The following is a 24,826-nucleotide window of genomic DNA, read 5'->3' on the forward strand; positions in this document are numbered from 1 at the left end:
CCTGGCATGAGTTCTGGTACGAGCCCCGAGCCCGCGCGGCGCGAACACCCCGTAGAAGCAGGTGAGTTCGCCGGCCGCACCTACGTCGTGACCGGTGGCGGCAGTGGCATCGGGCGTGCCGTCGCGCTGGCCCTGAGCGGCCGGGGCGCGCAGGTCGTCGTCGCGGGCCGCACGCCGGAACGGCTGGCCGAGACCGTCGCCCTCGCGGAGAAGAAGGGCGGCCGGGCTCTCGCCGTACCGACGGACGTCCGGGACCCGGAGGCCGTCGACGCCCTCGTGGCCGCCGCCGTCGACCACTTCGGCCAGGTGGACGGCCTGGTCAACAACGCGGCCGGGAACTTCGTGGTGCCCGGCATCGACATGAGCCCGAACGGCTGGCGGGCGGTCGTCGACATCGTCCTCAACGGTTCGTACTACTGCACGCGCGCCGTCGCCCGCCGACTGCGCGAGCAGGGCACCGGGGGATCGGTGCTGTCGGTGATCGCCAGTTACGCCTGGCACGGGCACCCGGGGACCGTCCACTCGGCCGCGGCGAAGGCCGGCGTGCTGGCCATGACGCGCACCCTGGCGGTCGAGCTCGCACCGCTGGGCATCCGCCTCAACTGCGTCGCGCCCGGCCCGACCGAGACGGAGGGCGCGGGCGCGGCGCTGTGGGCGACGGACGAGGCGCGGGCCGGGGTGCTGGAGACGGTCCCGGCGGGCCGGTTCGCCGACCCGGCGGAGATCGCGGAGGCGGCCCTGTTCCTGCTGGGCGACAAGGCCGCGTACGTCACCGGCGAGTGCCTGACGCTGGACGGTGGCCAGTGGCTCGGCAAGCAGGTGTACGGCCGCACATCGGCTTAGGGGGTGTACCGAAGCGGGATGTGCTCAGCCGGCGGGCGTCTTGCCGGCCAGCACCTGCTCGGTGCGGTCGACCTGGGTGGCCGCGAATTTCTGAAGGTCCTCCGGGTGGGCACTGGCCTGGTCGAGGGATACCTCCGCGACGACGGTGCCCAAGCGGAAGAGAATGACCCGGTCCGTGCCGCCATCGGCGGTGTGCGTGAAGTACTGCGACTCATTGCCGATGGCCGGGCCCGACGTCCTGACGTACCCCTCGCCGCCCGCGGCGGCCTTGGTGAAGGCGCTCTGTGCGTGGGCCTTGGTGTCGTACGCCTGGACGCGATCGTACGCCGGTGCCTCGCCCGCGTCCCTGTATTCGCCGTAACCGGTGAACTTCGCTCCGCGAAGATGCCGAAACAGCATGAACCTTTGCAACGCCCTCCGGGCAGGGCGCAGTGTCGTCGGTGCAGGCCACACCGTCAGCCGCAGAAGGGCCGTGCCCATGAACAGCACCACCGACTCCGCCGTCTTCTGGGAGAGCCACTACGCGAAGCTTCCGGCGCATTGGGGCACCCGGCCCAACGCGGTCCTGGCGGAACTCGTCACCGCCCTCGCGCCCACTCCGGGCACGGCGCTGGACCTGGGCTGCGGGCACGGCGGCGACGCGCTCTGGCTCGCCGCGCGCGGCTGGGACGTCACCGCGGTCGATGTGTCCGCCACGGCCCTGGACCGGGTCGCAGCCGGGGCCGGGGCAGCCGGTGCGGCCGACCGTGTCCACCCGGCCCGGCACGACCTGGCCACGACCTTCCCGGAAGGCTCCTTCGACCTGGTCAGCGCCAGTTACTTCCACACGCCGGTGGAGATCCCGCGTGCGGAGGTGCTGCGCAGGGCCGCCGGCGCGGTGGCGCCGGGCGGGCTGCTGCTCGTGGTGGAGCACGCCTCGGTGGCGCCCTGGTCCTGGCAGGCCGGTGAGGACGTGCGCTTCCCCGCCCCTGAGGAGGTGCTGGCGTCCCTGCGGCTCGACGACGGCTGGCACGCCGAGCGGTGTGACGCGCCCAGCCGGACCGCCACCGGGCCGGAGGGCCGGACCGCTATCGTCACCGACAACGTCATCGCGGTACGGCGCGTGCTCTGAGCGGATCGTCCTGAGTCCTTATCCCTCATCCCTTATCCCTTTGCCCGGCGGGTCTTCGTTCCCAGTGCGTAGAAGACCACCCCGACAACCAGGAACAGCACGATGGGCACCGTCTGGGTCAGCGTGTACGCGAGGCGCTGGCCCGCGAAGGACGGGGGCAGTGAGCCGGACGGTGAGCCCGAAGTGCCGAACCAGCCGACGCCGAAGCCCGGCCAGATGAGCACGATCACGGTGAACGCGACCAGACCGGTGGAGAGCACCGTCACCGTCCACGCGCCGACGCGTCCGCCCGGCACGGAGTAGGGGCGCGGGGCTTCGGGGTACTTGCGGCGCAGCGCCAGCAGGCTGGGGAAGGTGATCACGTACGAGATGAACGTCGTGGAGATCGTCAGGCTCAGCCCCGCCGCGAAGTACTTCTCGCCGTTGCCGCCGGTGAGGTTGAGCGCCACCACGAAGAGGACCGAAGCGAGCACGGCGGAGAGCAGGTTGACCCGGACCGGAGTGCCGTGCTTCTCGGAGATGGTGCCGAGCCAGGCAGGCCCGGCCCCGTCCGCGCAGGCCACCGCCTGGGCGCGGTGGGCCCCCATCGCCCAGGTGACGCCGGAGGTGAGCAACCCGATGATGAGGCCCGCCGCGGCGATTCCGCCGAAGACGGCACCCGCGCCGGTGAGGGTGACGGTGCCGTCGGCCGCGATGTGGCCGCCGTACACCGTGAACACGGCCTTGCAGGCGTCGATGAAACCGCCGAGGCTGCCGATCTCCTTGCCCGGCAGGACAAAGAGGATGCCGAGGATGGGGCCGCCGTAGAGGACGAGGGAGGCGAGCCCGGAGCGGAGGATGGCGAGGGGGATGTCGCGGCGCGGGTTCGTCATCTCCTCGGCGGCGGAGCTGGGCAGTTCGAAGCCGACGTAGTTGAAGATGAGTACGGGGACGAGGGCGACGAACCCCGTGTACGTGGGGGTGAACTGCCCTGCGGGCAGGCCGTGCAGGCCGTTCTCGGCGGCGAACACGACCACCGAGACCAGGAAGAAGCCGAGCAGCACGATCCGGGCCACGGCTCCGGCGATGGGCACCCATTTGCCCACCCGCACGGACTGGACGATGGCGAGGGTGCCGCCCCAGATGAAGACGAGGCCGGCCGCGTACTTCCAGATGCCGGGCAGCGGCGTGAAGAACTCCTCCCACGTCGTCAGGGCGATGATGCAGAGGCTGCCGCCCACCCAGACGGGGTTGGACATCCAGTAGAGGATCTGGTTGACACCCGCTGTCAGCCGTCCGAAGGCGAGCCGGGTCCACACATAGGGGCCACCCTGGACCGGGAAGGCCGAGCCGAGTTCGGCGACGAGCAGTCCGTACGGGAGGAAGAAGGCGAGCGCGAGGATGGCCATCCAGGTCAGCCCCTGCGGTCCCTGGGCGGCGACCGAGCCGATCGTGTCCAGGCCGACGAGGGTGCAGATGAGGAAGAACAGGACGTCGAGGCGGCGAAGGTCCTTGCGCAGCCGGCCCCGTTGTTCGCCCCAGCCGGTGGACAGGTCGGGGGTCTGCGACGGGGCGGGCTGAGAGGCCGCGGTGGGCGGTGCTTGGGTCACGGAGGGACTCCTACGGCGGTACGAAGCGTACTGGCGCGCACATGTAACTGACTGAATGGCCAGTCAGTAGAGAGACTGTGTCCCCAGCCGTGTACCGGTGTCAATACTCCGTCGGCCCCTGTCTGGACTGCCCGTTGGGCCCGGTCGCGTGCAGGACGTGCGGATACCCGCCGCGCCGGGAATTAGGGTGACGGCATGGCAAGAGTGCGGTTGAGCGTGGAGGAGCGGCGCGGGGAGATGCTGCGCGCCGCCGTCGAGCAGATCGAGGCGCGGGGCGTCCCCGCCGTGCGGATCGCCGATGTGGCCTCGGCTCTCGGGGTGAGCAACGCGCTGGTGCTCTACCACTTCTCGACCAAGGAGAAGCTCGTGGCGGCCGCGTTCCACCACGCCGCCGAAGGAGACCTCGCCCAGCTGCGGAAACTGCTCGGGCGCCGCACACCGGCGGTGCACCGGCTGCGTACGGCGGTGCGCTGGTACGCGCCGACGGGGCAGGCCAAGGGCTGGCGGCTGTGGATCGAGGGCTGGTCGGCGGCGCTGCGGGACCCGGCCCTGCGGGAGGTGACCCGGGACCTCGACCAGCAGTGGAAGGCCGCGCTGACCGAGGTCATCGCGGAGGGCGTCGAGGCGGGAGAGTTCTCCTGTGCGGATCCGGCGGCCGCGGCGTGGCGGCTGACGGCGCTGCTCGACGGGCTCGCGGTGCAGATGACGTCGTACACCGGGTACGCCGGGTCGCTCACCCGCGCCGCGATGCTGGAGTGGACGGACGACGCGCTGGCGCGCGAACTCGGTATCGACCGCGCGGCGCTCACGGGGGCGAGGGCGGGTACGGGCAAGGGGACGGGCGCCGGTCAGGGGGGCTGAGACCCGGCCCCGCCCCGTACTGCTTCGTTACGGCGCGGACACCGCGGCCGGGATCCTCCCCGCGCTGCCGCTCTCGCCATCCGTGTCGGCCCTGTCGGTGTTGACGGTCTTGTCGTCCTTGTCGTCCTTGTCGTCCTTGACGAGCGAGTCGAGGATGGCGTGGACCGTCTCCTCGGTGATGCCGGGGTGGAGGAACGCGAGCCGGGCGACCGTTTCCCCCTCCCAGACGCTCGGGGTGATGAAGGCGACGCCCGACGCCAGAAGCTCCTTGGACCAGGCGTAGTAGTCCTCGGGCTGCCAGCCGGTGCGACGGATGAGGACGACGGTCAGTTCGGGCTCGCGGAGCAGCTCCAGGCCGTCGTACTGCTCGACCAGGCGGGCCGTGCGCCGCGCGATGGCCGCGCCGTGGGCGACCGCGTCGCGGTAGGCGTCCGTGCCGTGGACGGCGAGGGAGAACCACATCGGCAGGCCGCGTGGGCGGCGGGTCAGGTGGTAGGCGTAGTCGCTCGGATTCCACTCGCCGCCGTCGTCGTCCCCGTGGATGGCGTCCAGGTACGAGGCGTCCTGTGTGTGCACGGCGCGCGCCGTCCTCGGGTCGCGGTAGAGCAGGGCGCCGCAGTCGAACGGCGCGAACATCCACTTGTGCGGGTCGACCACGAGGGAGTCGGCGTGCTCGATGCCGTGCAGGCGCTCCCGCAGTTCGGGGACGAAGAGCGCCGCGCCGCCGTACGCGGCGTCGATGTGCAGCCACAGATCGCGGGCGCGTGTCTGCCCGGCCACCCCCGCGAGGTCGTCGATGATCCCGGCGTTGGTGGTGCCCGCGGTCGCGACGACGGCGACGACGGGGGCTCCGCCGTCCCGCTGCGCCGCGTCCAGGGCCGTGGCGAGCGCCTCTCCGGTCAGCCGGTGGTCCGTGGTGGGTACGACGAGCGCTTCGACTCCCAGGATGCGCAGGGTGTTGCCGACCGAGGAATGGACCTGGTCGCTCACCGCGATCCGTACCGGGGCGCGTTCGTCGAGGCCGAGGCGGGCGCGGCCGGTGTCGCGGGCGACGACGAGGGCCGAGAGATTACCGGCCGATCCGCCGCTGACGAAGCAGCCGCCGGCCTCGGCGGGCAGGCCTGCCAGATCGGCGAACAGGCGCAGTACGGAGTTCTCGGCGGCGACCGCGCCGGAGGCCTCCAGCCAGGAGACGCCATGCAGGGACGAGGCCGAGACCACCATGTCGAACAGGGCGGCGGCCTTGGTCGGGGCGCCGGGTATGAAGGCGAGGAAGGCCGGGTGGTCGCAGGAGACGACGGTCGGTTCGAGGTCCTCGGTGTAGGTGCGGAGCACATCGGCGGGGTCCCTCGGGGCCGCCCCGATGGTGTCCTTCAGGGCCAGGGTCAGCTCCTGGTGGTCGCCGAGGCGGCCGAGCGGCGGCGGGTCGAGCCGGAGCCGGTGCAGGAGGTGGTCCATGACCTGCTGGGTGAGGTCCTCGTCGTAAGAGTGCACGGGGCGTCTCTCCTGTCGCGCGCTGCCGGTGGATATGCGAAGCGTTCTCATGGGATCTCTCATGGCATCTCTCACGGGATCCCTAATTGGGTCTCGACTGGACCCAATTAGGAGGAGCGTAAAGGCCGCGCCCGTTCGCGTCAATCACGTCGATCACGTCGATCGGGTCTCACTGAGAGGCGTGGCGTGGCCCGGTGGGTCAGTCGTCCGAGGCGAACTGGCCCAGCAGGGCCAGGAACTGGCGGTGCGAGGCCCGCAGATGTTCCAGCATCCGGGCTTCCGCGGCATCACCGTCACCCGACAGCACAGCGAGCGCCACACCCTCGTGCTCCTCGCGGAAGGCGCAGCCGAAGTCCCGGCCCGCCGGGTACACCCGAGTCCAGTCCGAGCCCAGCCACAGGGCGTTGCCGCCCACGAACATCTCGGTCCTGGCCCGGGTCACCGCCTCCGCCAGCACCTCGTTGTCGCCGGTGGTGGCGATGCCGAGGTGGAAGGCGGTGTCGACGCGGTGGTACGCGCCGAGGTCCGTCACCTCGGTGTCGAGCAGCGCCACGAGTTCACGGCGGGCGGTGCCCGACCCGCGCTCCGCGGCCAGCCGCGCGGCGAACGGCTCGATCGCCTGCCGGTACTCCATGTAGTCGCGCAGCGAGGCCCGGATGCCGGCCGTGACGGTGGCGCGCGCCCGCTCCCGGCCCGGCTTCACGGCCTCGACCCGGGTGCCGCCCGAGCGTCCCAAGGTGGTGCTGACCAGCCCTTCTTCGGTCAGCTCGCGCAGTGCCTGCCGTACGGTGTTGCGGCCCACGCCGAAGACTCCGGCCAGTTCGCGCTCGGTGGGCAGCCGGTCGCCGGGAGCGAAACCGCCGAGGGCGATGCGCTGGCGCAATGCCTCGGCCACCACCGTGTGCGAGGCCGCCTGCTTCGCGACGGCCGCCCGATCGCCCCGATTTCCGCTGCTGCTCACGTGCCCTCTCCCCGGTCGCGGGCCGTGCGCCTGCCGCCGTGCCCCTGGGATCCATGTTATTGGACTCGACGCGGATCCTATTGACACTCCGATCGCAGCGCCTTAGCGTCGCCCCATCGTTTTTGGGTCTCACGCAAGCCCAATGGTCGGCCATCATGAGCCGCCCGTGAAGGAGTACGCGCATGAGCACAGCCCCTCGTGCCGGGACGGCACCCCTGAGCAGGTCCAACCCGTGGAAAATCGCCGGGGCCTCGATGATCGGGACCAGCGTCGAGTGGTACGACTTCGGCATCTACGCGACGGCCGCCGCGCTGGTGTTCCCCGAGCTGTTCTTCCCGGAGATGAACCGGGCGCTGGGCACCCTCATGTCGTTCACGACGCTGTTCGTCGGATCCCTGGGGCGCCCGCTCGGAGCCATTGTCTTCGGGCACATCGGTGACCGCTTCGGCCGCAAGAGGGCTCTCATCTGGTCAATGACCCTGATGGGCGGGGCCACCGTCTGCGTCGGCCTGCTTCCCGGCTACGCGTCCATCGGTGTCGCCGCGCCGATCCTGCTCGTACTGATCCGCATGATCCAGTCCCTCGCGGTCGGCGGCGAGTGGGGCGGTGCGGTGCTGTTCGCCGTCGAGCACGCCCCGCCGAAGCGCAAGGCGTTCTTCGGATCCTTCCCCCAAGTCGGCGACGGCGTCGGGTACTTCCTCTCCACCGGCGTCTTCGCCCTGATGGCCCTCATCGGCCACCGGGCGCTGGTCGACTGGGGCTGGCGCGTTCCCTTCCTGCTGTCCGCCGTACTGGTCCTCGTCGGCCTGGTCATCCGCAGCAGCATGGAGGAGTCACCCGAGTTCGAAGCGGCCCGGCTGGCCGAAGAGGCCGAGGAGAAGCAGGCGGCGCCGTTCATCGCCGTCGTCCGCGACGCCTGGAAGACCTGGCTGCTGGCCTCGGGCGCCTTCCTCATCACGGTCGCGGGCTACTACATCGTCGTCACCTTCATGTCGACGTACGCCGTCTCCGACCTGGGCTTCACGGACTCCCAGGCAGCGGGCGCCGGTACGGCGGCCTCGGTCGTCGTCATCATCTGCACCCCGCTGGCCGCCCTGTGTGCCGACCGCTACGGGCTCCGCAAAGTGACCCTCACCGGGATCCTGCTCCATGTGCTGGTCGCCTTCCCGATGTTCTGGCTCGTCGACACCCACTCGGTGGCCGGGCTGTGGCTGGCGATGTGCCTGCCGATGCTGGCCAGCACGATCGCGTACGCCTCGATCGGCACACTCGTCTCCGGCTGGTTCGCACCACGGGTCCGCTACACGGGCCTCTCCATGAGCTTCCAGACGGCCGGCCTGGTCGGCACCCTGGCCCCGGCCGCGGTGACCTGGCTGTACAGCGACTTCGGCAACTCCTGGACCCCGGTCGCCCTGACCTTCGTGGCCATGGCACTCGTCAGCGCGGTCTGCCTGATCGCGTGCAACCCGGGGCGTGCGGCGGGCAGTTCGGATGGGAGCGCCGGCGGGATCGCTGCCGGGATCGTTACGGAGAGGGGGGACGGGGCGGAGACACGGGCGGCCGGTGAAGCAGTCGGCATGTGACGGGCCGCCTCCCGCCTCCGGGTACCGCGACAGGTCTGACGTCTCCAGCAGCCCAATGGGCCGGGATACCCGTATCCCGGTCAGCGGGAAGAATCCCTGTCGTTTCCGGAACCGTGACGGATACGGTCCCCGCACCTCACGGCGACGGCCGAGAGGGACGTCCACCCTCGTTTCCCGCTGTGGGAGACGGGGCCTCTCCTGGGCGGTCACCCAGGTCGCGACCGTTCCCGGAGAACCATTCCCGAACGAACCAGGAAGGCACGCCGGCATGTCCGCGAACCTCGACGTACGCCGGGTCACCGACCTGTTCCATGTCTACGCCGATGCCCTGGACCGCCGCAGCTGGGCCGTGTTGGACGAGGTCTTCCTGGAGGACGTGCGCGCCGACTACAACGCGACTGAGGTCGTCGAGGGGCGGGCGGCGCTCATCGGGATGATCCGCGGCTATCTCGACGGCTGCGGTCCCACCCAACACCTCATGGGCAACGCGCGTGTCGTGGTGGACGGCGACCAGGCCGAGGCGTCGGTCAAGATGCGGGTCCACCATGTCGGCGCGGCCGAACGCGCGCAGCTCACCTACGAGTGTTTCGGCTGGTATCACGCCGAACTGGTCCGGACCGCGGGCGGCTGGCGTGTCGCTTCCTGGTGCCAGGAGGTCACGCACCAGCTGGGCACCGCCGAGGTGTTCGCCCGCATCTGAACCCGACCGAGCCGCCTGAACCCGACCGAGCCGCCTGAACCCGACCGAGCCGTCTGAACCCGACCGAGCGTCTGGACCCGATCGAGCCGTCCGAACCGACCAAGCCCCATGAGCCGAAGCCCCATGAAGGGAGCGCGACATGCTCGACAGCCTGCCCGACTTCGCCCAGCGGTACGGGCCGACGGCGCTGATCACCGGTGCATCCGAAGGGACCGGTGCCGCCTTTGCCCGGCACATCGCCGCTCAGGGCATCGACCTCGTACTGCTGGCACGCCGTCCCGATCCGCTCCGGACACTGGCCAAGGAGATCGAGTCGACGTCTGCCGTGCAGGTGCGGACGGTCGCCGCCGATCTCACCTCCCCGACCCTGCTCGATGACATCGCGGATGCCACCGACGGCCTCGACATCGGCCTGCTGATCCACAACGCCGGCGCATCGGTCGGCAACGGCCTGTTCGCGGACCGCCCGCCGAGCGACGCGCTGCACCTGCTCGATCTGAACTGCCGGAGCACGGTCACGCTGGCCCATCGCTACGGCCGCCTGATGATCGATCGCCGCCGTGGCGGAATCGTGCTGATGACCTCGCTGTCCTCGGTGGCCGGGAACGGCTACAACGCGGCGTACAGCGCATCCAAGGCATTCGAGCGGGTGCTCGCGGAGGCCCTGTGGATGGAGTACGGACAAGCCGGGGTCGACGTACTCGGGGTGGTCGCCGGTCTCACGGACACGCCGGCTGCCCGGCGTGAGGGACTGGTCAAGCCGGACGGTACGGCCCTCGGCGGATTCACCCCCATGCCCAGCGACGATGTCGTACGGGAGGCCCTGGCCGCCCTGGGCAACGGTTCGCCGCTGCACACGCCCGGCAAGGCCAACAGGGCCGCCGCGCAGGCCATGTGGCCGGTGCCCCGGCGCGACCTCGTGATGACGATGACGGACAGCAACGCGGACCTGTACGGACTCGACCGACTGACCGCGCCGCAGCCACGGTGACACCCCCCGAAGACGCCGCGGTGGCCGGCCGCGGCGACTGGTTTTGGCAGGCCGATTCTCGTCATCAGTCGCTTGCCCTGAGCACTGCACACCGGGTGTCGGGACACTGCCGTTCAGGTGGTGTACTCCAACTCGGTCATGGCGGCCTGCCGCACAGCCACGGCCACCTGGGTGATATCCAGCCCCGCCAGGTACTGGACCAGTGCGTCACGGGTGCCCAGGAGCTGCCGGCCCAGCTCGACGCCCTCCAGTTGTCCGGGGCGGATGACGTGGCGGAATCGCTCCTTTTCAATGGCGCCGGCCACCAGCTTTTCGGCCAGCCACAGTGGTGTGCGTTCCCTGATCGCGAAGGTCAGGTGCACGCTGGGTTCGTCGGAATCGAGCACGTGGGGGTTGTGGACCCATCCTCTCGGGAGCAGGAGAGACTGGCCGGCTCTGAGATCGATCTCCATGTCGGGACCGGCAGCTTCCCATGCCGGGATGTAATCGTCCTTCCACACCCGGAAGCTCTCGTTGAACTCCCGCATCGGGGCCTCCAAGGGGGGCCGCCACAGCGGCCGGCGCTTGACGCCCGCGGGTCTGCACGATCACAGCCATCTGCTGATCCCAGTGGTGGCGCAGGCCCTGACTGTCGGGTGGAGTGAGAAACGCGTGTACGTAATTCGAGTAGCCCGTCTCTTCCTGGATGCAGCGGGAGACTCGGGCCATGTACGGCACGACCCGCTGAAGGTTGCCCAGACGGATCGTGTGCCCACTGTCGTGCAGCCGCCTCAGCTTGGCCGCGTCGGTCCGCCCGTCCGTCATGAAGGCGCCTCGGTTCAAGGACGGGTCGGGTGACTTGACGACAGCGATCTCCTCCGCCGGGGCACAGCCGGTGAATAGGTAGTCCTTGAGGAAGTCCGTAGTGATCGTCTCGTCCAGGGCCGTCTTCCCGCGCTCGTAGACGCGGGGCTCGTCCGGCCACGTGAGCAGAAGATCGGATACGCCTTCTTCGGGCAGTAAGAGACGCAGCGACATGCCGGTCTCCTCTCCTAGCTACGAGGGTGGCAGCGGGCAGGAGATTTCTGGATGGAACCTGTTCGGGCAGCACGCGATGGAGAACGAGATCAGGCTTTTCGACGGCGTGTAGTACACCCAGCTCACATCGACACCGCGGGGCAGCACGTCGGTGGCGTACTCAAGCTTGGTGTCGAGGCTGCTGTATGCCTGGAGGCCATCGGTCCGTTCGAACGGGGGGTTCGCCTCGTACTGCTTTGTCAGCCAGGCAAGCGTGATCCCGAGGTCGGCCGAGGTGCGCTCGGCCGAGATCTGGCTCTTCTTGAGAAGCCAGTATCCGGTCATCGTGGGCGGTACATTGCCCGTGGCGAACTCCGCGGCGGCTTCGCGGTACCGGTCGAGGACTTCCTGCTGCTTCTTGTCCTCGAGGTTCAGCACCGAGGGCGGACCATTGGGGTGCGGCGGCCGTCGGCCGCCCTCCTTGCCGTACGCAGCCGATGGCCCGATCCATGGTCCGTATCCGTGCCAGTGCCCTGACCAGCTCATCTGTGCCCTTCTGGAGGTGTGGGGCCGCCCTGCCGGGGGAGGGCGGCCCGTCTTGTCCCGGGTGGAGGAAGCGCCAGACTAGAGCGCCAGCCCCTGCTTCTTGACCCAGCCGATGGCGAAGTCGTTGAGCTCCGCCTCCGTGAACCTCAGTTCGAGCCCAGCCCCCTCGGGCTTACTGTCACGGAGAGCGAACGCGGAGACCATGCCGGGGATGGGGCCCACGTCGACACACGACTCGTGCTCGCCGTTGAGTTGCCGCCACAGAAGTTCTCGAACTCTGTGCCCTCGGCAAGAAGGTTGTAGAGGTTCTTCATGGATGGTCCTCCTGGTGCCCAGATCTCACGGAGATGCGTTCTCCGTACCGTCGTGCACGGCCCTGATCCGCGGGGCTTGGCAGAAACCTAGAGGCGCCACGGGCCAACTCCCAAGCAAATTGCGCGAGTTTGCGGCAAGGTGGTTGACTAGGGGTGAAGGGGGGATCAACCATCGGGCGTCGCGCAAAACTGCGCAAGGCGGCGAACGGGAGAACGACCATGAGGCTTAGGTTCCTTGGTAAGAACTCCACCCCCGGAGACAGTCCGACCCCTGTACGCCAGCGACCAGGACAGCTACGTCGTCCAAGGCTGGAAGGTCCTCGCGAACGACCTGCTGATGCGGCTCGATGTCCCTGTCGGTCACACGGTCGTCGAGGTTCCCACCGAGCTTTTCGAGCACCTGACCAAAGACGGACTGCCGTCCGGCGAGATCAAGAGGTTCGAGGTACCGATCATGCTCGTCACCGAACAGGGCACGTGCATCGTGCAGGGTCCGGAGATGCGCGACGCCGAGGCCCTGAGCCAGATGCGCTTGCCTGACTATGAGGACTGCATCGAGGTAGATCCCGAGTCTGTGGCCGAGTGCATCCGTGTCAGGGATCTGCTCTGGGCCTCCGCCATTCACCACACCGATTACAAGTTCTGACTCTTCAGTGAGCAAGCAGGCACAAGAAGCGCGCGCAGCGCTCGGCGCCCGGTTGCGAGGGTTTCGCAAGGATGCGGGATTCTCCAGCGGCCGGGCATTCGCTGCTGCCACCGGGTGGCAGGAGTCGAAGGTCTCCCGGATCGAGAACGGCCGACAGCGCGCAAGTGAAGCCGACATCCGTACCTGGTGCGAGAGGACGAACACCCAAGGCCAGATCGCTGATCTGATTGCCACGGCCCGGCACATCGACGAACTGTGGTTGGAGTGGCGCCGGCAGTTCCAGGACGGGGCCGTGAAGCGACAGGCCAAGGCTCTGCCTGTGTACTCCAGAACCAAGGTTTTTCGGATCTGGCACCCAACCCTCATATGGGGGACGCTCCAGACCGCGGAGTACGCCGCTGAGACGTTCAAGCAAGTCATCGACTTCTTCGAAATCCCGGACGATGCCGAAGCAGCTACGGCCAAGAGGCTCGAAAGACAGAGGTACCTGACCCAGGGCAACCGCATCTTCAACGTACTACTCGCGGAGCAGGCCCTGTACTCCAACTTCGGCGGCCGGGAGGTCATGCGAGGGCAGTTGGACCGACTTCTGGCAGTGATGGGACTCCCGCGGCTCAGCCTGGGCTTCGTTCCACGGTCTGCCCCTCTGCACATCTGGCCCGGTAACTCGTTTTCGATGTTCGACGACAAACTTGTACTCGTCGAAACATATTCAGCGGAGTTTTCAGTGACTCAGCCCCGGGAGATCGAGCTGTACGGGAGGGCATTCGCTTCGCTGAAGCGATCGGCGGTCTACGGCAAGGCCGCAAGAGATCTGATACTGAATGCTATCCACCACTTTGAGCAGATATCACCCGACCAGAGTCGATGAGGACCGTAAGCCGGCGGCGCCATGCCCGGCCGGTGAGGCGAGAGTGCCGAACTGGACCTCCTCGTAGCGGAGTTGGGTAGTGGTCAGTGGGCGCTTGCCGCACCGGAGACCTTCGTGGACGACGGTGCGGAGGAGGGTGCGGGGGCTCGATGTGCCCGCTGAGAAGTTCCGGGTCGGGCTGACCGCGCCTGGCGGGGGAGCTCTGGAAGTACGCCAACGCCTACCTGGGTGGCGCCGGAATCACCGCGTGCCTGCGGGGGCGGGGCCGATGGGACGGCCACGGAGGCGGCGGGTGAAGTGGTCGGCCGGTGACGGCCGTTTGCCCGGGGGGATCGTGTGCCGGTGTCGGCCGCATGGCCCGCCAGGGGGAGCGAGCCGGTGCAGTTCTGGCTGTCCGGGCTGGTACCGGAACCGCACGCGCCCGTAGAACTGCCTGCGCACACTGGGCCGTTGGATACCGGCGTGACCGTGTACCACCGCCAGGCGCCCGGTTCACCCCCGCGAGCGCTCCGTCAAAAGGTTGATTCCACGTCAAATCCATTGTTGGCGGCGTCACTCGGGTGGGTTAATCCGGATACCTGCTTCATTGGGCAGTGATCCACGGCGCGCGTGAGCAAGCCCCTTGATCGTGGCCAGTTGGCACCTCATCGGGAAGCGCGTCCGATGCCCTCGTGAGTGATCCAGCGGTGCGGCCCCGCACCGAAATCCGAGTAGGTCACGAGGCCATCGAACAACCACCTGCCAGTGGTCGTGAGACATCGGTCTGCGTCGGTTCAGGACGTCCGTGGATCTGAACGCCCCAGTCGCTGCCCGGAACACTACCCATTCCGGGCGAGAGGAATACCTCATGCCAATCAGTCCGAACCAAGGCCCAAGTGGCGGCGGAACTCTCGTCACCATCACGGGCACCAACTTAAGCGGCACCACCGCCGTTCACTTCGGCACCCGCTCGGCGACCTCCGTCACCAACGTCTCACCCACCGAGGTCACCGCGGTCTCTCCCTCGGGCAGCGGAGTGGCCGGCGTCACCGTCACCACGCCAGGCGGGACGAGCAACCCGCTTCCGTTCTTCTACGTCGGTGCGCCGTTCAAGCAGTCCCTCAGCCCGGACTCCGGGTCGACAGCGGGCGGCGAGACGATCACCATCAACGGCACCGGCCTGTCCACGGCCTCCAACGTCGCCTTCGGCGCCAACAACGCGACGCCGACGGTGGTCTCGGACAGCCAGATCACCGTCACCGCTCCGGCCGGCGCCGCCGGCGCCGTCGGCATCACCGTCACCACCGCGGGCGGGTCGAACAACGGGCTCACCTACACCTACATCGCGGACCCGACGCTGACCTCGATCACTCCCACCTCGGGGCCGACATCGGGCGGCACCTCGGTGACCCTCACCGGCACCAGCTTCGCCTCCACCACGGGGGTCACCTTCGACGGCAACCCCGCGTCCTTCACTGTGCTGTCCGCCACCTCGGTGTCGGCCGTCACGCCGCCGGGGACCGCGGGCGCGGTCGACGTCGTCGTGACCAATGACGCGGGCAGCGCCACCCTCGCGGGTGGGTACACCTACGTGGCCGGTCCGGGCATCTGACGGGCCTCTACGGAGCGCAGTCCTGCGCAGTCCTGCACTGTCCTGCGCTGTTCCACCGGAAGCGGAAGCGGATGCCGCCCTCCAGGACGCCCGTCCGCTTCCCGCGGCCCCCGGCCCGGATCCCCTGGGCCGGGGGCCGTCCACCCGCCTCGCTGTCGTTCGTACGCCGGCGACGGCCCGGCCGGTCCGCCCGACGCACACTCGTGGAGGGGCCGCGGCAACAGAGCCCCGGCCAGCCGCTCACGGCCCAGCCGGACTTACCACCACCCATGGAGTCACCGTGGCCCTTCCCGTTCTCAATTCGGTCGTACCCAACACGGGTCCGGCGGCGGGCACCAATACCGTGGCCTTGAACGGCAGCCAGTTCACCGGCGCCACCGCTGTCACCTTCGGTTCCGCGGCCGCCCTCTCGTACACGGTAAGCTCGCCCTCGGCGATCAGCGCGCAGGTCCCGCCCGGGACCGGCGCCGTCAACGTCACCGTCAGGACTCCCGGCGGGCTCAGCAACGCGGTCACCTATACCTACGCGCCCACTCCGACGCTCACCTCGATCGCGCCAGGTCAGGGCCCGGTGTCCGGCGGGACCACCGTGATCCTCACGGGCACCGGCCTCACCGGGGCCACCGCGGTCACTTTCGGCAGCACACCCGCCACTTCCTTCACCGTCAACTCGGCCACCCGGATCACCGCCGTCACACCCGCGGGCACCGGCGCGGTCCCGGTGACCGTGACCACCGTCGGAGGCACCTCGGGGCCGGTGTACTTCTTCTACCTGAGCGCGCCCGCACTGCTGGCTGTCTCACCCACTCAGGGTCCGGTGTCCGGCGGGACCACCGTGACCTTTACGGGTACCGACCTCACCGGGGCCACCGCGGTCACTTTCGGCAGCACACCCGCCACTTCCTTCACCGTCAACTCCAACACCCAGATCACCGCGGTCACACCCGCCGGCACCGGTTCCGTCTCCTGCACCGTCACCACTCCCGGCGGCACCAGCAACTCGGTCATCTACACCTATGTGCCGGCCCCGGCTCTCACCGCGATCTCCCCTTCGCAGGGACCGACGGACACGGGCTTCGACGTCACCCTCACCGGCACCGGCCTGACCACGGTGAACGCCGTGCGTTTCAATGGCGCACCGGCGGCGTTCACCGTGGTGTCGGACACGACCGTGGTCGCGGTCGCCCCGGCGGGGGCGGCGGGCTCGGTGCTCGTGAACGTGACGACGTCGGGGGGTACCAGCAACTCCCTCAGCTATCTGCGGGTGGCCGCTCCCACGATCTAGCCCCGGCCAATCCAGGACCGCTCCACTGCCCGGCCCATCCGAGCGAGCTCATGACCCATGCGGGTCGATCGGGCTCGTGCCTCCCCGAAAGCTGTGAGCCGAACTCTAAGGTTGCGCTCCGATCGATCACGGCGAACCCCCGCCTGACGGTCCAATCGAGGAGATGAATCAGTGAAACTTTGGCGTGAAAGAAATGCCGGGCTCATGGTCGCCTTCGCCGCTGCGGCCGCCTTGGTGTCCATCGCTCCGGCGGCGGCCGCCGCCGACCCGTCGTCGACCTCGGTCACGGCATCGCCCTCATCGGCGGCGGTCGGACAGTCGGTGTCACTGGACGCGACGGTGACGTGCAGCTCGGACCCCAGCACCGGGCTCGGCGTGACATTTTTCGACGGACCGGACATCCTCGCGACCGCGCCTGTATCGACTGACGGGCACTCCACTCTGACGACCTCTTTCACGGCCACCGGCAGCCACACGATCACCGCCGCCTACAACGGCGACGACAACTGCAGTGCTTCGAGCGCCACTACCACTGTCACCGTGTCCGATGCCAAGCCCCCGAATCCGGGCGGCACCCCGGGTTGCCTGCTGTGCGGCCTGGTCAATTTCCATGTCGGCGATATCCACAATGAGGTCAACATCCGCAAGTGAGCGCGGGTGTTGTACCGCGGAGGGGTGGGGGCGCCGATCCAGCACCAGGGCTCCGGTGCCTGCCCGGCTCGTTCGGTCCAGAGCGGATTGAGCGTGGCGGTCGGGCCCGGAGCCGGGCGGACATCGGGCAGGCGCGGTTGGCACGGGGGGGAATGGGCTCTGCCGGCGGATGACGTGGGCCGCTCCTGTCGCGAGGTGAGAACCCCGCACTACAAATAATGCAAGCACGCTTGCTTGTTTTCTCGGTCGCTGCCATGCTCCCGGACACGAAGCCGTGCCCCGGAGGGAGCGTTCCGTGTCCGATGGTTCTGTGTCCGATGCAGGTGCCGTACTGGACGATCTGGTCGGCGAAAGCGCCGAACTGGACCTCCTCGTAGCGCAGTTGGGCAGTAGCCAGTGGGCGCTTGCCACCCCCGCGCCCCGGTGGACCGTCGCCCATCAGATCGCCCATCTGGCCTGGACCGACCGGGCCGCGCTGCTGGCCGTCACCGAGCCCGACGCCTTCGGTGCGGAGGTCGAGAAGGCGCTCGCCGCACCGGAGACCTTCGTGGACGACGGTGCGGAGGAGGGCGCGGGGCTCGACCCGGCAGTGCTGCTCGCGCGCTGGCGTGACGGCCGCGAACAGCTTCAGCGAGCGCTGCGGACCGCCGCGTCCGGCGCGCGCTTCCCCTGGTACGGGCCGCCGATGAGTACCGCGTCCATGGCCACCGGGCGGCTGATGGAGACCTGGGCGCACGGCCAGGACGTGGCGGACGCGCTTGGCGTGGAGCGTGAACCGACCGCCCGGCTGCGGCATGTGGCGCGGATCGGTGTGCGGGCGCGGGACTTCGCCTTCGGGGCGCGGGGGCTCGATGTGCCCGGTGAGGAGTTCCGGGTCGAGCTGACCGCGCCGGGCGGGGAGCTCTGGGAGTACGGGCCCGCCGACGCCGTCCAACGGGTGACCGGGCCCGCGCTCGACTTCTGCCTGCTGGTCACCCAGCGCGCGCACCGCGACGACCTGGCCCTGCGCGCCACCGGCGCCGACGCCGACCGATGGCTCGGGATCGCGCAGGCCTTCGCCGGACCTCCCGGGGCAGGACGCGCGCCGAAGGGCGCATCTCCCGGCCCGGGGCACGCCTTGGGGCACGCCCCGGGGCACGCGCCGAAGGGCGCCGCGTGAGGCCGCTGCGCGTCGGCAACGCATCCGGCTTCTACGGCGACCGGTCCGGCGCGATGAAGGAGATGCTCACCGGCGGCCGGCTGGATGTGCTGACCGGGGACTACCTCGCCGAGCTGACCATGCTCATCCTCGGCCGCGACCGCCTCAAGGACCCCCGCACCGGCTACGCCAGGACGTTTCTGCGCCAGCTGGAGGAGTGCCTCGGCGAGGCGCACGACCGGGGGGTGCGGATCGTCAGCAACGCGGGCGGCCTCAACCCCGCCGGACTCGCCGACGCCGTACGGGAGTTGAGCGAGCGGGTGGGAGTCCCGGTACGGGTCGCATACGTCGAGGGCGATGCCCTGCCGCTGCCGGACGGCGCGCTGACCGCCAACGCCTACCTGGGCGGCGCCGGAATCACCGCGTGCCTGCGGGGCGGGGCCGATGTGGTGGTCACGGGCCGGGTGACGGACGCGGCGCTGGTCACCGGTCCCGCCGCCTGGCACTTCGGCTGGGGGCCCGGCGATCTCGACCAGTTGGCCGGCGCGGTGGCCGCCGGGCACGTACTGGAGTGCGGGACTCAGGCGACCGGCGGCAACTACTCCTTCTTCACCGCGCACGACATACGCCACCCCGGCTTCCCGGTCGCGGAGATCGCCGCCGACGGTTCGGCCGTGATCACCAAGCACGACGGTACGGGCGGGGTGGTCGACATCGGGACGGTGACCGCGCAGCTGCTGTACGAGACGGGCGGTGCGCGGTACGCGGGTCCCGATGTCACGACCCGGCTCGACACCGTACGGCTGACGCAGGACGGGCCCGACCGGGTACGGATCTCGGGCGTACGGGGGGAGGAGCCGCCCCCGACGCTCAAGGCCGGGGTGACCCGGATCGGCGGCTGGCGCAACGAGGTCGTGTTCGTACTCACCGGCCTCGACATCGACGCCAAGGCCGCATTGGTCCGCGACCAGGTGGAGGACGCCTTCGGGGCAGCGGCAGATGAGCGGGGCACGTCCCGCCCGGCAGACGTGCGGTGGGAGCTGGTGCGTACGGATCGCGCCGATGCCGACAGCGAGGAGTGCGCGAGCGCGCTGCTCCGCCTCGTGGTGCGCGACAGCGACCGGGAGGCGGTGGGACGTGTGGTGAGCGGGGCCGCGATCGAGCTGGCGCTCGGCAGCTACCCCGGATTCCATGTGACCGCGCCACCCGGGAAGGGCGCGCCCTACGGGGTGTTCGACGCGGTGTACGTGGACCGGGGCGCGGTGGAGCAGGTCGCCGTACTCCCGGACGGGGAACGGGTGGTGGTAGCGGACCCGCCCCGTACGGCCGTGCCTGCGGCGGTAGTTGGGCCCGCGCTGCCCGATCCGCTTCCCGGGAACGGCGCCGTACGGCGAATCCCGCTCGGCCGTGTCGCCGGGGCGCGCAGCGGGGACAAGGGCGGCGACGTGAACGTGGGCGTGTGGGTGCGGACCGGCACCGCGTGGCGGTGGCTGGCCCACGAGCTCACCGTCGAGCGGTTCCAGGAGCTGCTGCCCGAGACACAGGGCCTGGTCGTCTCGCGCCATGTGCTGCCGAATCTGCGGGCGTTGAACTTCGTGGTGGAGGGCCTGCTGGGGGAGGGCGTCGCGGCGCAGGAACGGTTCGACCCGCAGGGGAAGGGGGTGGGGGAGTGGCTCCGGAGCCGCCACGTCGACGTGCCGGCGGAGGTCGGAAGGCTGAGCCCGTACGGCAGTTGAGGACGCCGAGCCCTCCCCCGCACGCACGCAGGCCCGCACGGACGCCCCCGCCCCCACTCCAGGAGCCCCCGATGACCACCCTCCGTACCGCCCTCGACCCCGCGTCCCCCGAATACACCGCCCACCGCGAGTCCATGCTCACCAAACTCGCCGACCTGGAGGCCGAGCACACCAAGGCGCTCGCGGGCGGCGGTGAGAAGTACGTCGACCGGCACCGCAAACGCGGCAAGCTCCTCGCCCGCGAACGCATCGAGCTGCTGCTCGACCCCGACACGCCCTTCCTCGAACTGTCCCCGCTCGCCGCCTGGGGCACCGACTACCCCCTCGGCGCCTCCATGATCACCGGCATTGGCACGGTCGAGGGCGTCGAGTGCCTGATCACCGCCAACGACCCCACGGTGCGCGGCGGCGCCAGCAACCCCTGGACGCTGAAGAAGGCCTTCCGGGCCAACGAGATCGCGTACGCCAACCGCCTCCCCTGCATCAGCCTCGTCGAGTCCGGTGGCGCCGACCTCCCCTCCCAGAAGGAGATCTTCATACCCGGCGGCGCGCTCTTCCGGGACATCACCCGGCTCTCCGCCGCCGGGATCCCCACCGTCGCCGTGGTCTTCGGCAACTCGACGGCGGGTGGCGCGTATGTGCCGGGCATGTCCGACCACGTCATCATGATCAAGGAGCGGTCGAAGGTCTTCCTCGGCGGACCGCCGCTGGTCAGGATGGCGACCGGTGAGGAGTCCGACGACGAGTCGCTCGGCGGCGCCGAGATGCACGCCCGTGTCTCCGGACTCGCCGACTACCTGGCGCTGGACGAACCCGACGCGCTGCGCCAGGCCCGCCGCGTCGTCGCCCGCCTCAACTGGCACAAGGCGCAGCCGGATCCGCCGGGCCCCGCCGTACCGCCCCGGTACGACGAGGAGGAGCTGCTCGGGATCGTGCCCGGCGATCTGAAGACCCCGTTCGACCCGCACGAGGTCATCGCGCGCATCACCGACGGCTCGGACTTCGACGCGTTCAAGCCGCTCTACGGGCCGAGCCTGGTCACCGGCTGGGCCGAACTGCACGGCTACCCCATCGGCATCCTCGCCAACGCGCAGGGCGTCCTCTTCTCCGAGGAGTCCCAGAAGGCCGCCCAGTTCATCCAGCTGGCCAACCAGCGCGACATCCCGCTGCTCTTCCTGCACAACACCACCGGCTACATGGTCGGCAAGGAGTACGAGCAGGGCGGCATCATCAAACACGGCGCGATGATGATCAACGCCGTCTCGAACTCGAAGGTCCCCCACCTCTCCGTCCTGATGGGCGCCTCCTACGGCGCGGGCCACTACGGCATGTGCGGGCGTGCTTACGACCCCCGGTTCCTGTTCGCCTGGCCCAGTGCCAAGTCCGCCGTCATGGGCCCGCAGCAGCTGGCGGGCGTGCTGTCGATCGTCGCCCGCGCCTCCGCGCAGGCCAAGGGGCAGCCGTACGACGACGAGGCGGACGCGGCGCTCCGCGCCATGGTCGAGCAGCAGATCGAGTCGGAGTCGCTGCCGATGTTCCTGTCCGGGCGGCTGTACGACGACGGGGTCATCGACCCGCGTGACACCAGGACCGTGCTGGGCCTGTGCCTGTCCGCCATCCACAACGCACCGGTCGAGGGCGCCCGCGGCGGCTTCGGCATCTTCCGGATGTGAGGACGAAGAAGAAGATGACGCCGAAGATGATCACCTCCCTCCTTGTCGCCAACCGCGGTGAGATCGCCTGCCGGGTCTTCCGTACCTGCCGCGCCCTGGGCATCGCGACCGTGGCCGTCTTCTCCGACGCGGACGCGGACGCACTGCACGTACGGGAGGCGGACACCGCCGTACGGCTGCCGGGGTCGGCCCCCGCCGACACCTATCTCCGTGCCGACCTCGTCGTCGCGGCGGCGCTCGCCGCGGGCGCGGACGCCGTACACCCGGGTTACGGCTTCCTCTCCGAGAACGCCGCGTTCGCCCGCGCGGTCACCGACGCCGGGCTCATCTGGGTCGGCCCGTCCGCCGACGCCATCGAGGCGATGGCGTCGAAGACCCGGGCCAAGAAGCTCATGGCCGGGGCCGGTGTCCCCCTGCTGGCCCCCGTCGACCCGGACGCCGCCACCGCCGCCGATCTGCCGCTGCTGCTCAAGGCGGCGGCGGGCGGCGGCGGGCGCGGGATGCGCGTCGTACGCGAACTCGGTGATGTGGAGGGCGAGATGAGGGCGGCCGTCGCCGAGGCGCGGTCCGCCTTCGGGGACGGCGAGGTCTTCGCCGAGCCGTATGTGGAGCGCGGGCGCCATGTCGAGGTGCAGATCATGGCCGACGCGCACGGCACGGTCTGGCCGCTCGGCACCCGGGACTGCTCCCTCCAGCGACGCCACCAGAAGGTCATCGAGGAGGCCCCGGCCCCCGGTCTCCCTGACGCCCTGCGCGCCACGCTCCACGAGGCCGCCGCCGCCGCTGCCCGGGCGGTGGAGTACCAGGGGGCGGGGACCGTGGAGTTCCTCGTCCCGGAGAGCGGCGACCGGGCGTACTTCCTGGAGATGAACACCCGCCTTCAGGTCGAACACCCCGTCACCGAAGCGGTGTTCGGGCTCGACCTGGTCGCGCTCCAGCTCCGTGTCGCCGAGGGCGAACCGCTCCCGCCGGACGGCCCCCCGCAGCCGCACGGCCACGCCGTGGAGGCCCGCCTCTACGCGGAGGACCCGGCCGCCGGATGGGCCCCGCAGACCGGCACCCTGCACCGCCTCGACGTGCCGGGCGCCACTTCCGGAACCGGCGCCTCCCACACCGGCGGTGGTGCTGCCGGGACCACCGTCCGGCTGGACACCGGCTACACCGGCGGCGACACCATCGGCATCCACTACGACCCGATGCTCGCCAAGGTCATCGCCCACGCCCCCACCCGTACCGAGGCGGTGCGCACCCTCGCGTACGCCCTCGAACGCGCCCGTATCCACGGCCCGGTCACCAACCGCGAGCTGCTCGTACGCTCCCTGCGCCACCCGGACTTCACCGCCGCCCGGCTCGACACCGGCTTCTACGACCGCCACCTCCCCGCACTCACCGCCCCCGCCCCCGATCCGCTCGCCGCGCTCGCCGCCGCCCTCGCGGACGCGGCGACCGGACCGGGGGTCCGGACCGGCGGCTGGCGGAACGTACCGTCCCAGCCGCAGACCAAGACCTACCGCTCCGAGCCGGACGGCGAGGTGTACGAGATCCGCTACCGCCTCACCCGGGACGGGCTGCGCGCCGACGGCTTCCCCGGCGTACGGCTGCACGCCGCCACTCCCCGGCGCGCCTCGCTCGAAGCCGACGGGGTACTGCGCCACTTCGACGTCGAGGTGCACGGTGACCGCGCCCACGTCGGCCCGCACACCCTCACCCGGCTGCCCCGCTTCCCCGACCCGGCCGCCCGCACGGTGCCGGGTTCGCTGCTCGCGCCGATGCCCGGCACGGTCGTACGGGTCGCCGACGGGCTCGCGGCCGGGGACACCGTCACCGCCGGGCAGCCGCTGATCTGGCTGGAGGCCATGAAGATGGAGCACCGCATCACCGCTCCGGCATCCGGCACCCTCACCGCACTCCACGCCGCCCCGGGCCGCCAGGTCGAGGTCGGCGCACTGCTCGCCGTCGTACAGACCGCACAGCCGGACACGCATCCGGACACGCAGTCGGACCCACAGCCGGACACGCATTCAGACACACAGGAGGCCCTGGAGTCATGAGCACTGGCACAAGCACCAGCAGCATCACCGGGAACACCCCCGTCGACACCGAGGAGCGCGCCGCCCTGCGCGCCGCCGTGGCGGCCCTCGGCAAGCGTCACGCCGGCACCAGCCACCGCGACTACGACCGGCAGGAGCTCTGGGCCGCCGCGGCGAAGCTCGGCTATCTCGGCGTCAGCCTCCCCGAGGAGTACGGCGGCGGGGGCGGCGGCATCGCGGAACTGTCCATAGTCCTTGAGGAGTTGGGTGCGGCCGGCTGCCCGCTCCTGATGATGGTCGTCTCGCCCGCCATCTGCGGCACGGTCATCGCCCGCTTCGGTACGGACGCGCAGAAGCAGCAGTGGCTCCCCGGCCTCGCGGACGGATCGCTCACGCTCGCCTTCGGCATCACCGAGCCGGACGCCGGGTCCAACTCCCACCGCATCACCACCACCGCCCGCCGCGAGAGCGGGGGAGACTGGCTGCTCACCGGCCGGAAGGTCTTCATATCCGGTGTCGACATGGCCGACGCGACCCTGATCGTGGGCCGCACCGAGGACGCCCGCACCGGACGCCTCAAGCCCTGCCTCTTTCTCGTACCCCGGGACGCCCCCGGGTTCCGGCGCACTCAGATCGACATGGAGATCCAGGCGCCGGAGAAGCAGTTCGAGCTGGTCCTCGACGACGTACGGCTGCCCGCCGACGCCCTGGTCGGCAGCGAGGACGCCGGGCTGCTCCAGCTCTTCGCCGGGCTCAACCCCGAGCGGATCATGACGGCCGCCTTCGCGATCGGCATGGGCCGCTACGCCCTCGCGAAGGCTGTCGACTACGCGAAGACCCGGCAGGTCTGGAAGGAGCCCATCGGCTCCCACCAGGCCATCGCGCACCCTCTCGCTCAGTCCCACATCGAACTCGAACTCGCCCGGCTGATGATGCAGAAGGCCGCCGCGCTCTACGACGCGGGCGACGACCTGGGCGCGGGCGAGGCGGCCAACATGGCCAAGTACGCGGCGGGCGAGGCCTGTGTGAAGGCCGTCGACCAGTCCGTGCACACCCTCGGCGGCAACGGCCTCACGCGGGAGTACGGCCTGGCGGGGCTCATCACCGCGTCCAGGGTGGCCCGGATCGCGCCGGTCAGCCGGGAAATGATCCTGAACTTCGTGTCCCACCAGTCCCTGGGTCTCCCCAAGTCCTACTGAAAGGCGCGATTCTGGGC

At 70.0% G+C, this 24,826-nt stretch carries 23 protein-coding genes; 16 read left to right on the plus strand and 7 right to left on the minus strand.

The window, feature by feature from the left end; genetic code table 11:
• Nucleotides 1-6 precede the first annotated feature (6 nt).
• On the plus strand, nt 7-843 hold the full coding sequence (locus OG210_RS17525; protein ID WP_328327925.1) for an SDR family oxidoreductase: 837 nt from the start codon (nt 7-9) through the stop codon (nt 841-843).
• Between the two features lie 24 nt (nt 844-867).
• Here OG210_RS17525 and OG210_RS17530 read toward each other — a convergent pair whose 3' ends face one another.
• Complete coding sequence (locus tag OG210_RS17530; RefSeq protein ID WP_328327923.1) at nt 868-1,242, minus strand: hypothetical protein; 375 nt, start codon at nt 1,240-1,242, stop codon at nt 868-870.
• A gap of 79 nt (nt 1,243-1,321) precedes the next feature.
• Here OG210_RS17530 and OG210_RS17535 point away from each other — a divergent pair, with 79 nt between their 5' ends.
• A complete protein-coding gene (locus tag OG210_RS17535) occupies nt 1,322-1,954 on the plus strand; it encodes a methyltransferase domain-containing protein (RefSeq protein ID WP_328327921.1) in 633 nt (210 codons plus the stop codon).
• A gap of 32 nt (nt 1,955-1,986) precedes the next feature.
• On the opposite strand, the gene OG210_RS17540 is transcribed toward OG210_RS17535, so the two are convergent.
• A complete protein-coding gene (locus OG210_RS17540; RefSeq protein WP_328327919.1) occupies nt 1,987-3,543 on the minus strand; it encodes an APC family permease in 1,557 nt (518 codons plus the stop codon).
• A 195-nt stretch (nt 3,544-3,738) separates the two neighbouring features.
• Between OG210_RS17540 and OG210_RS17545 the strand changes: the two genes are divergently transcribed.
• Complete coding sequence (locus tag OG210_RS17545) at nt 3,739-4,404, plus strand: TetR/AcrR family transcriptional regulator (RefSeq protein ID WP_328327917.1); 666 nt, start codon at nt 3,739-3,741, stop codon at nt 4,402-4,404.
• A 27-nt stretch (nt 4,405-4,431) separates the two neighbouring features.
• Here the strand turns inward: OG210_RS17545 and OG210_RS17550 are convergent, their stop codons facing one another.
• Nucleotides 4,432-5,898 carry an aspartate aminotransferase family protein gene (locus OG210_RS17550; protein WP_371537563.1) on the minus strand — a complete coding sequence of 489 codons (1,467 nt, stop codon included), beginning with the start codon at nt 5,896-5,898 and terminating at the stop codon, nt 4,432-4,434.
• A 199-nt stretch (nt 5,899-6,097) separates the two neighbouring features.
• Nucleotides 6,098-6,859 carry a FadR/GntR family transcriptional regulator gene (locus OG210_RS17555; RefSeq protein ID WP_371537566.1) on the minus strand — a complete coding sequence of 254 codons (762 nt, stop codon included), beginning with the start codon at nt 6,857-6,859 and terminating at the stop codon, nt 6,098-6,100.
• Nucleotides 6,860-7,041: 182 nt separating this feature from the next.
• On the opposite strand from OG210_RS17555, the gene OG210_RS17560 reads away from it, so the two are divergent.
• The 3 genes from OG210_RS17560 (at nt 7,042) to OG210_RS17570 (ending at nt 10,133) form a co-directional block, all read left to right on the plus strand.
• Nucleotides 7,042-8,442, plus strand: coding sequence for an MFS transporter (locus tag OG210_RS17560; protein WP_371537569.1), 1,401 nt, complete (start codon nt 7,042-7,044; stop codon nt 8,440-8,442).
• A gap of 268 nt (nt 8,443-8,710) precedes the next feature.
• Nucleotides 8,711-9,142, plus strand: a complete 432-nt coding sequence (locus tag OG210_RS17565; RefSeq protein ID WP_371537572.1) for a nuclear transport factor 2 family protein — start codon at nt 8,711-8,713, stop codon at nt 9,140-9,142.
• A gap of 139 nt (nt 9,143-9,281) precedes the next feature.
• Nucleotides 9,282-10,133: an SDR family NAD(P)-dependent oxidoreductase gene (locus OG210_RS17570; protein ID WP_371537575.1), complete on the plus strand. Its 852-nt coding sequence runs from the start codon at nt 9,282-9,284 to the stop codon at nt 10,131-10,133.
• A 113-nt stretch (nt 10,134-10,246) separates the two neighbouring features.
• On the opposite strand, the gene OG210_RS17575 is transcribed toward OG210_RS17570, so the two are convergent.
• From OG210_RS17575 to OG210_RS17585, 3 genes are all read right to left on the minus strand, one after another.
• A complete protein-coding gene (locus OG210_RS17575; RefSeq protein ID WP_328327904.1) occupies nt 10,247-10,660 on the minus strand; it encodes a hypothetical protein in 414 nt (137 codons plus the stop codon).
• Between the two features lie 508 nt (nt 10,661-11,168).
• Nucleotides 11,169-11,675, minus strand: coding sequence for a hypothetical protein (locus OG210_RS17580; protein WP_328327901.1), 507 nt, complete (start codon nt 11,673-11,675; stop codon nt 11,169-11,171).
• A 78-nt stretch (nt 11,676-11,753) separates the two neighbouring features.
• Entirely contained in the window at nt 11,754-11,897 is a 144-nt protein-coding gene (locus OG210_RS17585; protein WP_371537579.1) for a hypothetical protein, read from the minus strand.
• A 429-nt stretch (nt 11,898-12,326) separates the two neighbouring features.
• On the opposite strand from OG210_RS17585, the gene OG210_RS17590 reads away from it, so the two are divergent.
• The 10 genes from OG210_RS17590 to OG210_RS17635 all read left to right on the plus strand — a co-directional run bounded on the left by OG210_RS17590 (nt 12,327) and on the right by OG210_RS17635 (nt 24,809).
• Complete coding sequence (locus OG210_RS17590) at nt 12,327-12,635, plus strand: hypothetical protein (protein ID WP_371537582.1); 309 nt, start codon at nt 12,327-12,329, stop codon at nt 12,633-12,635.
• A 7-nt stretch (nt 12,636-12,642) separates the two neighbouring features.
• Nucleotides 12,643-13,506, plus strand: a complete 864-nt coding sequence (locus OG210_RS17595) for a helix-turn-helix transcriptional regulator (RefSeq protein WP_328327895.1) — start codon at nt 12,643-12,645, stop codon at nt 13,504-13,506.
• A gap of 847 nt (nt 13,507-14,353) precedes the next feature.
• A complete protein-coding gene (locus OG210_RS17600) occupies nt 14,354-15,097 on the plus strand; it encodes an IPT/TIG domain-containing protein (protein ID WP_328327893.1) in 744 nt (247 codons plus the stop codon).
• Nucleotides 15,098-15,377: 280 nt separating this feature from the next.
• On the plus strand, nt 15,378-16,382 hold the full coding sequence (locus OG210_RS17605) for an IPT/TIG domain-containing protein (RefSeq protein WP_328327891.1): 1,005 nt from the start codon (nt 15,378-15,380) through the stop codon (nt 16,380-16,382).
• A 204-nt stretch (nt 16,383-16,586) separates the two neighbouring features.
• On the plus strand, nt 16,587-17,033 hold the full coding sequence (locus OG210_RS17610; RefSeq protein ID WP_328327888.1) for an Ig-like domain-containing protein: 447 nt from the start codon (nt 16,587-16,589) through the stop codon (nt 17,031-17,033).
• A 310-nt stretch (nt 17,034-17,343) separates the two neighbouring features.
• A complete protein-coding gene (locus OG210_RS17615; protein WP_328327886.1) occupies nt 17,344-18,192 on the plus strand; it encodes a TIGR03084 family metal-binding protein in 849 nt (282 codons plus the stop codon).
• A 53-nt stretch (nt 18,193-18,245) separates the two neighbouring features.
• Nucleotides 18,246-19,907 (plus strand): acyclic terpene utilization AtuA family protein, encoded by a 1,662-nt coding sequence (locus OG210_RS17620; RefSeq protein ID WP_371540338.1) that lies wholly within the window; start codon nt 18,246-18,248, stop codon nt 19,905-19,907.
• A gap of 71 nt (nt 19,908-19,978) precedes the next feature.
• Nucleotides 19,979-21,580, plus strand: coding sequence for a carboxyl transferase domain-containing protein (locus OG210_RS17625; protein ID WP_328327882.1), 1,602 nt, complete (start codon nt 19,979-19,981; stop codon nt 21,578-21,580).
• 26 nt (nt 21,581-21,606) lie between these two features.
• The gene (locus tag OG210_RS17630; protein ID WP_371540341.1) at nt 21,607-23,631 is read left to right on the plus strand and encodes a biotin carboxylase N-terminal domain-containing protein; all 2,025 of its coding nucleotides are present in this window, start codon (nt 21,607-21,609) and stop codon (nt 23,629-23,631) included.
• Entirely contained in the window at nt 23,628-24,809 is a 1,182-nt protein-coding gene (locus OG210_RS17635) for an acyl-CoA dehydrogenase family protein (RefSeq protein ID WP_371537588.1), read from the plus strand. The genes OG210_RS17630 and OG210_RS17635 overlap by 4 nt, the downstream gene beginning before the upstream one ends.
• The last annotated feature ends 17 nt before the right edge of the window (nt 24,810-24,826 follow it).

Source organism: Streptomyces sp. NBC_00466, from assembly GCF_041433995.1.
GTDB lineage: Bacteria > Actinomycetota > Actinomycetes > Streptomycetales > Streptomycetaceae > Streptomyces.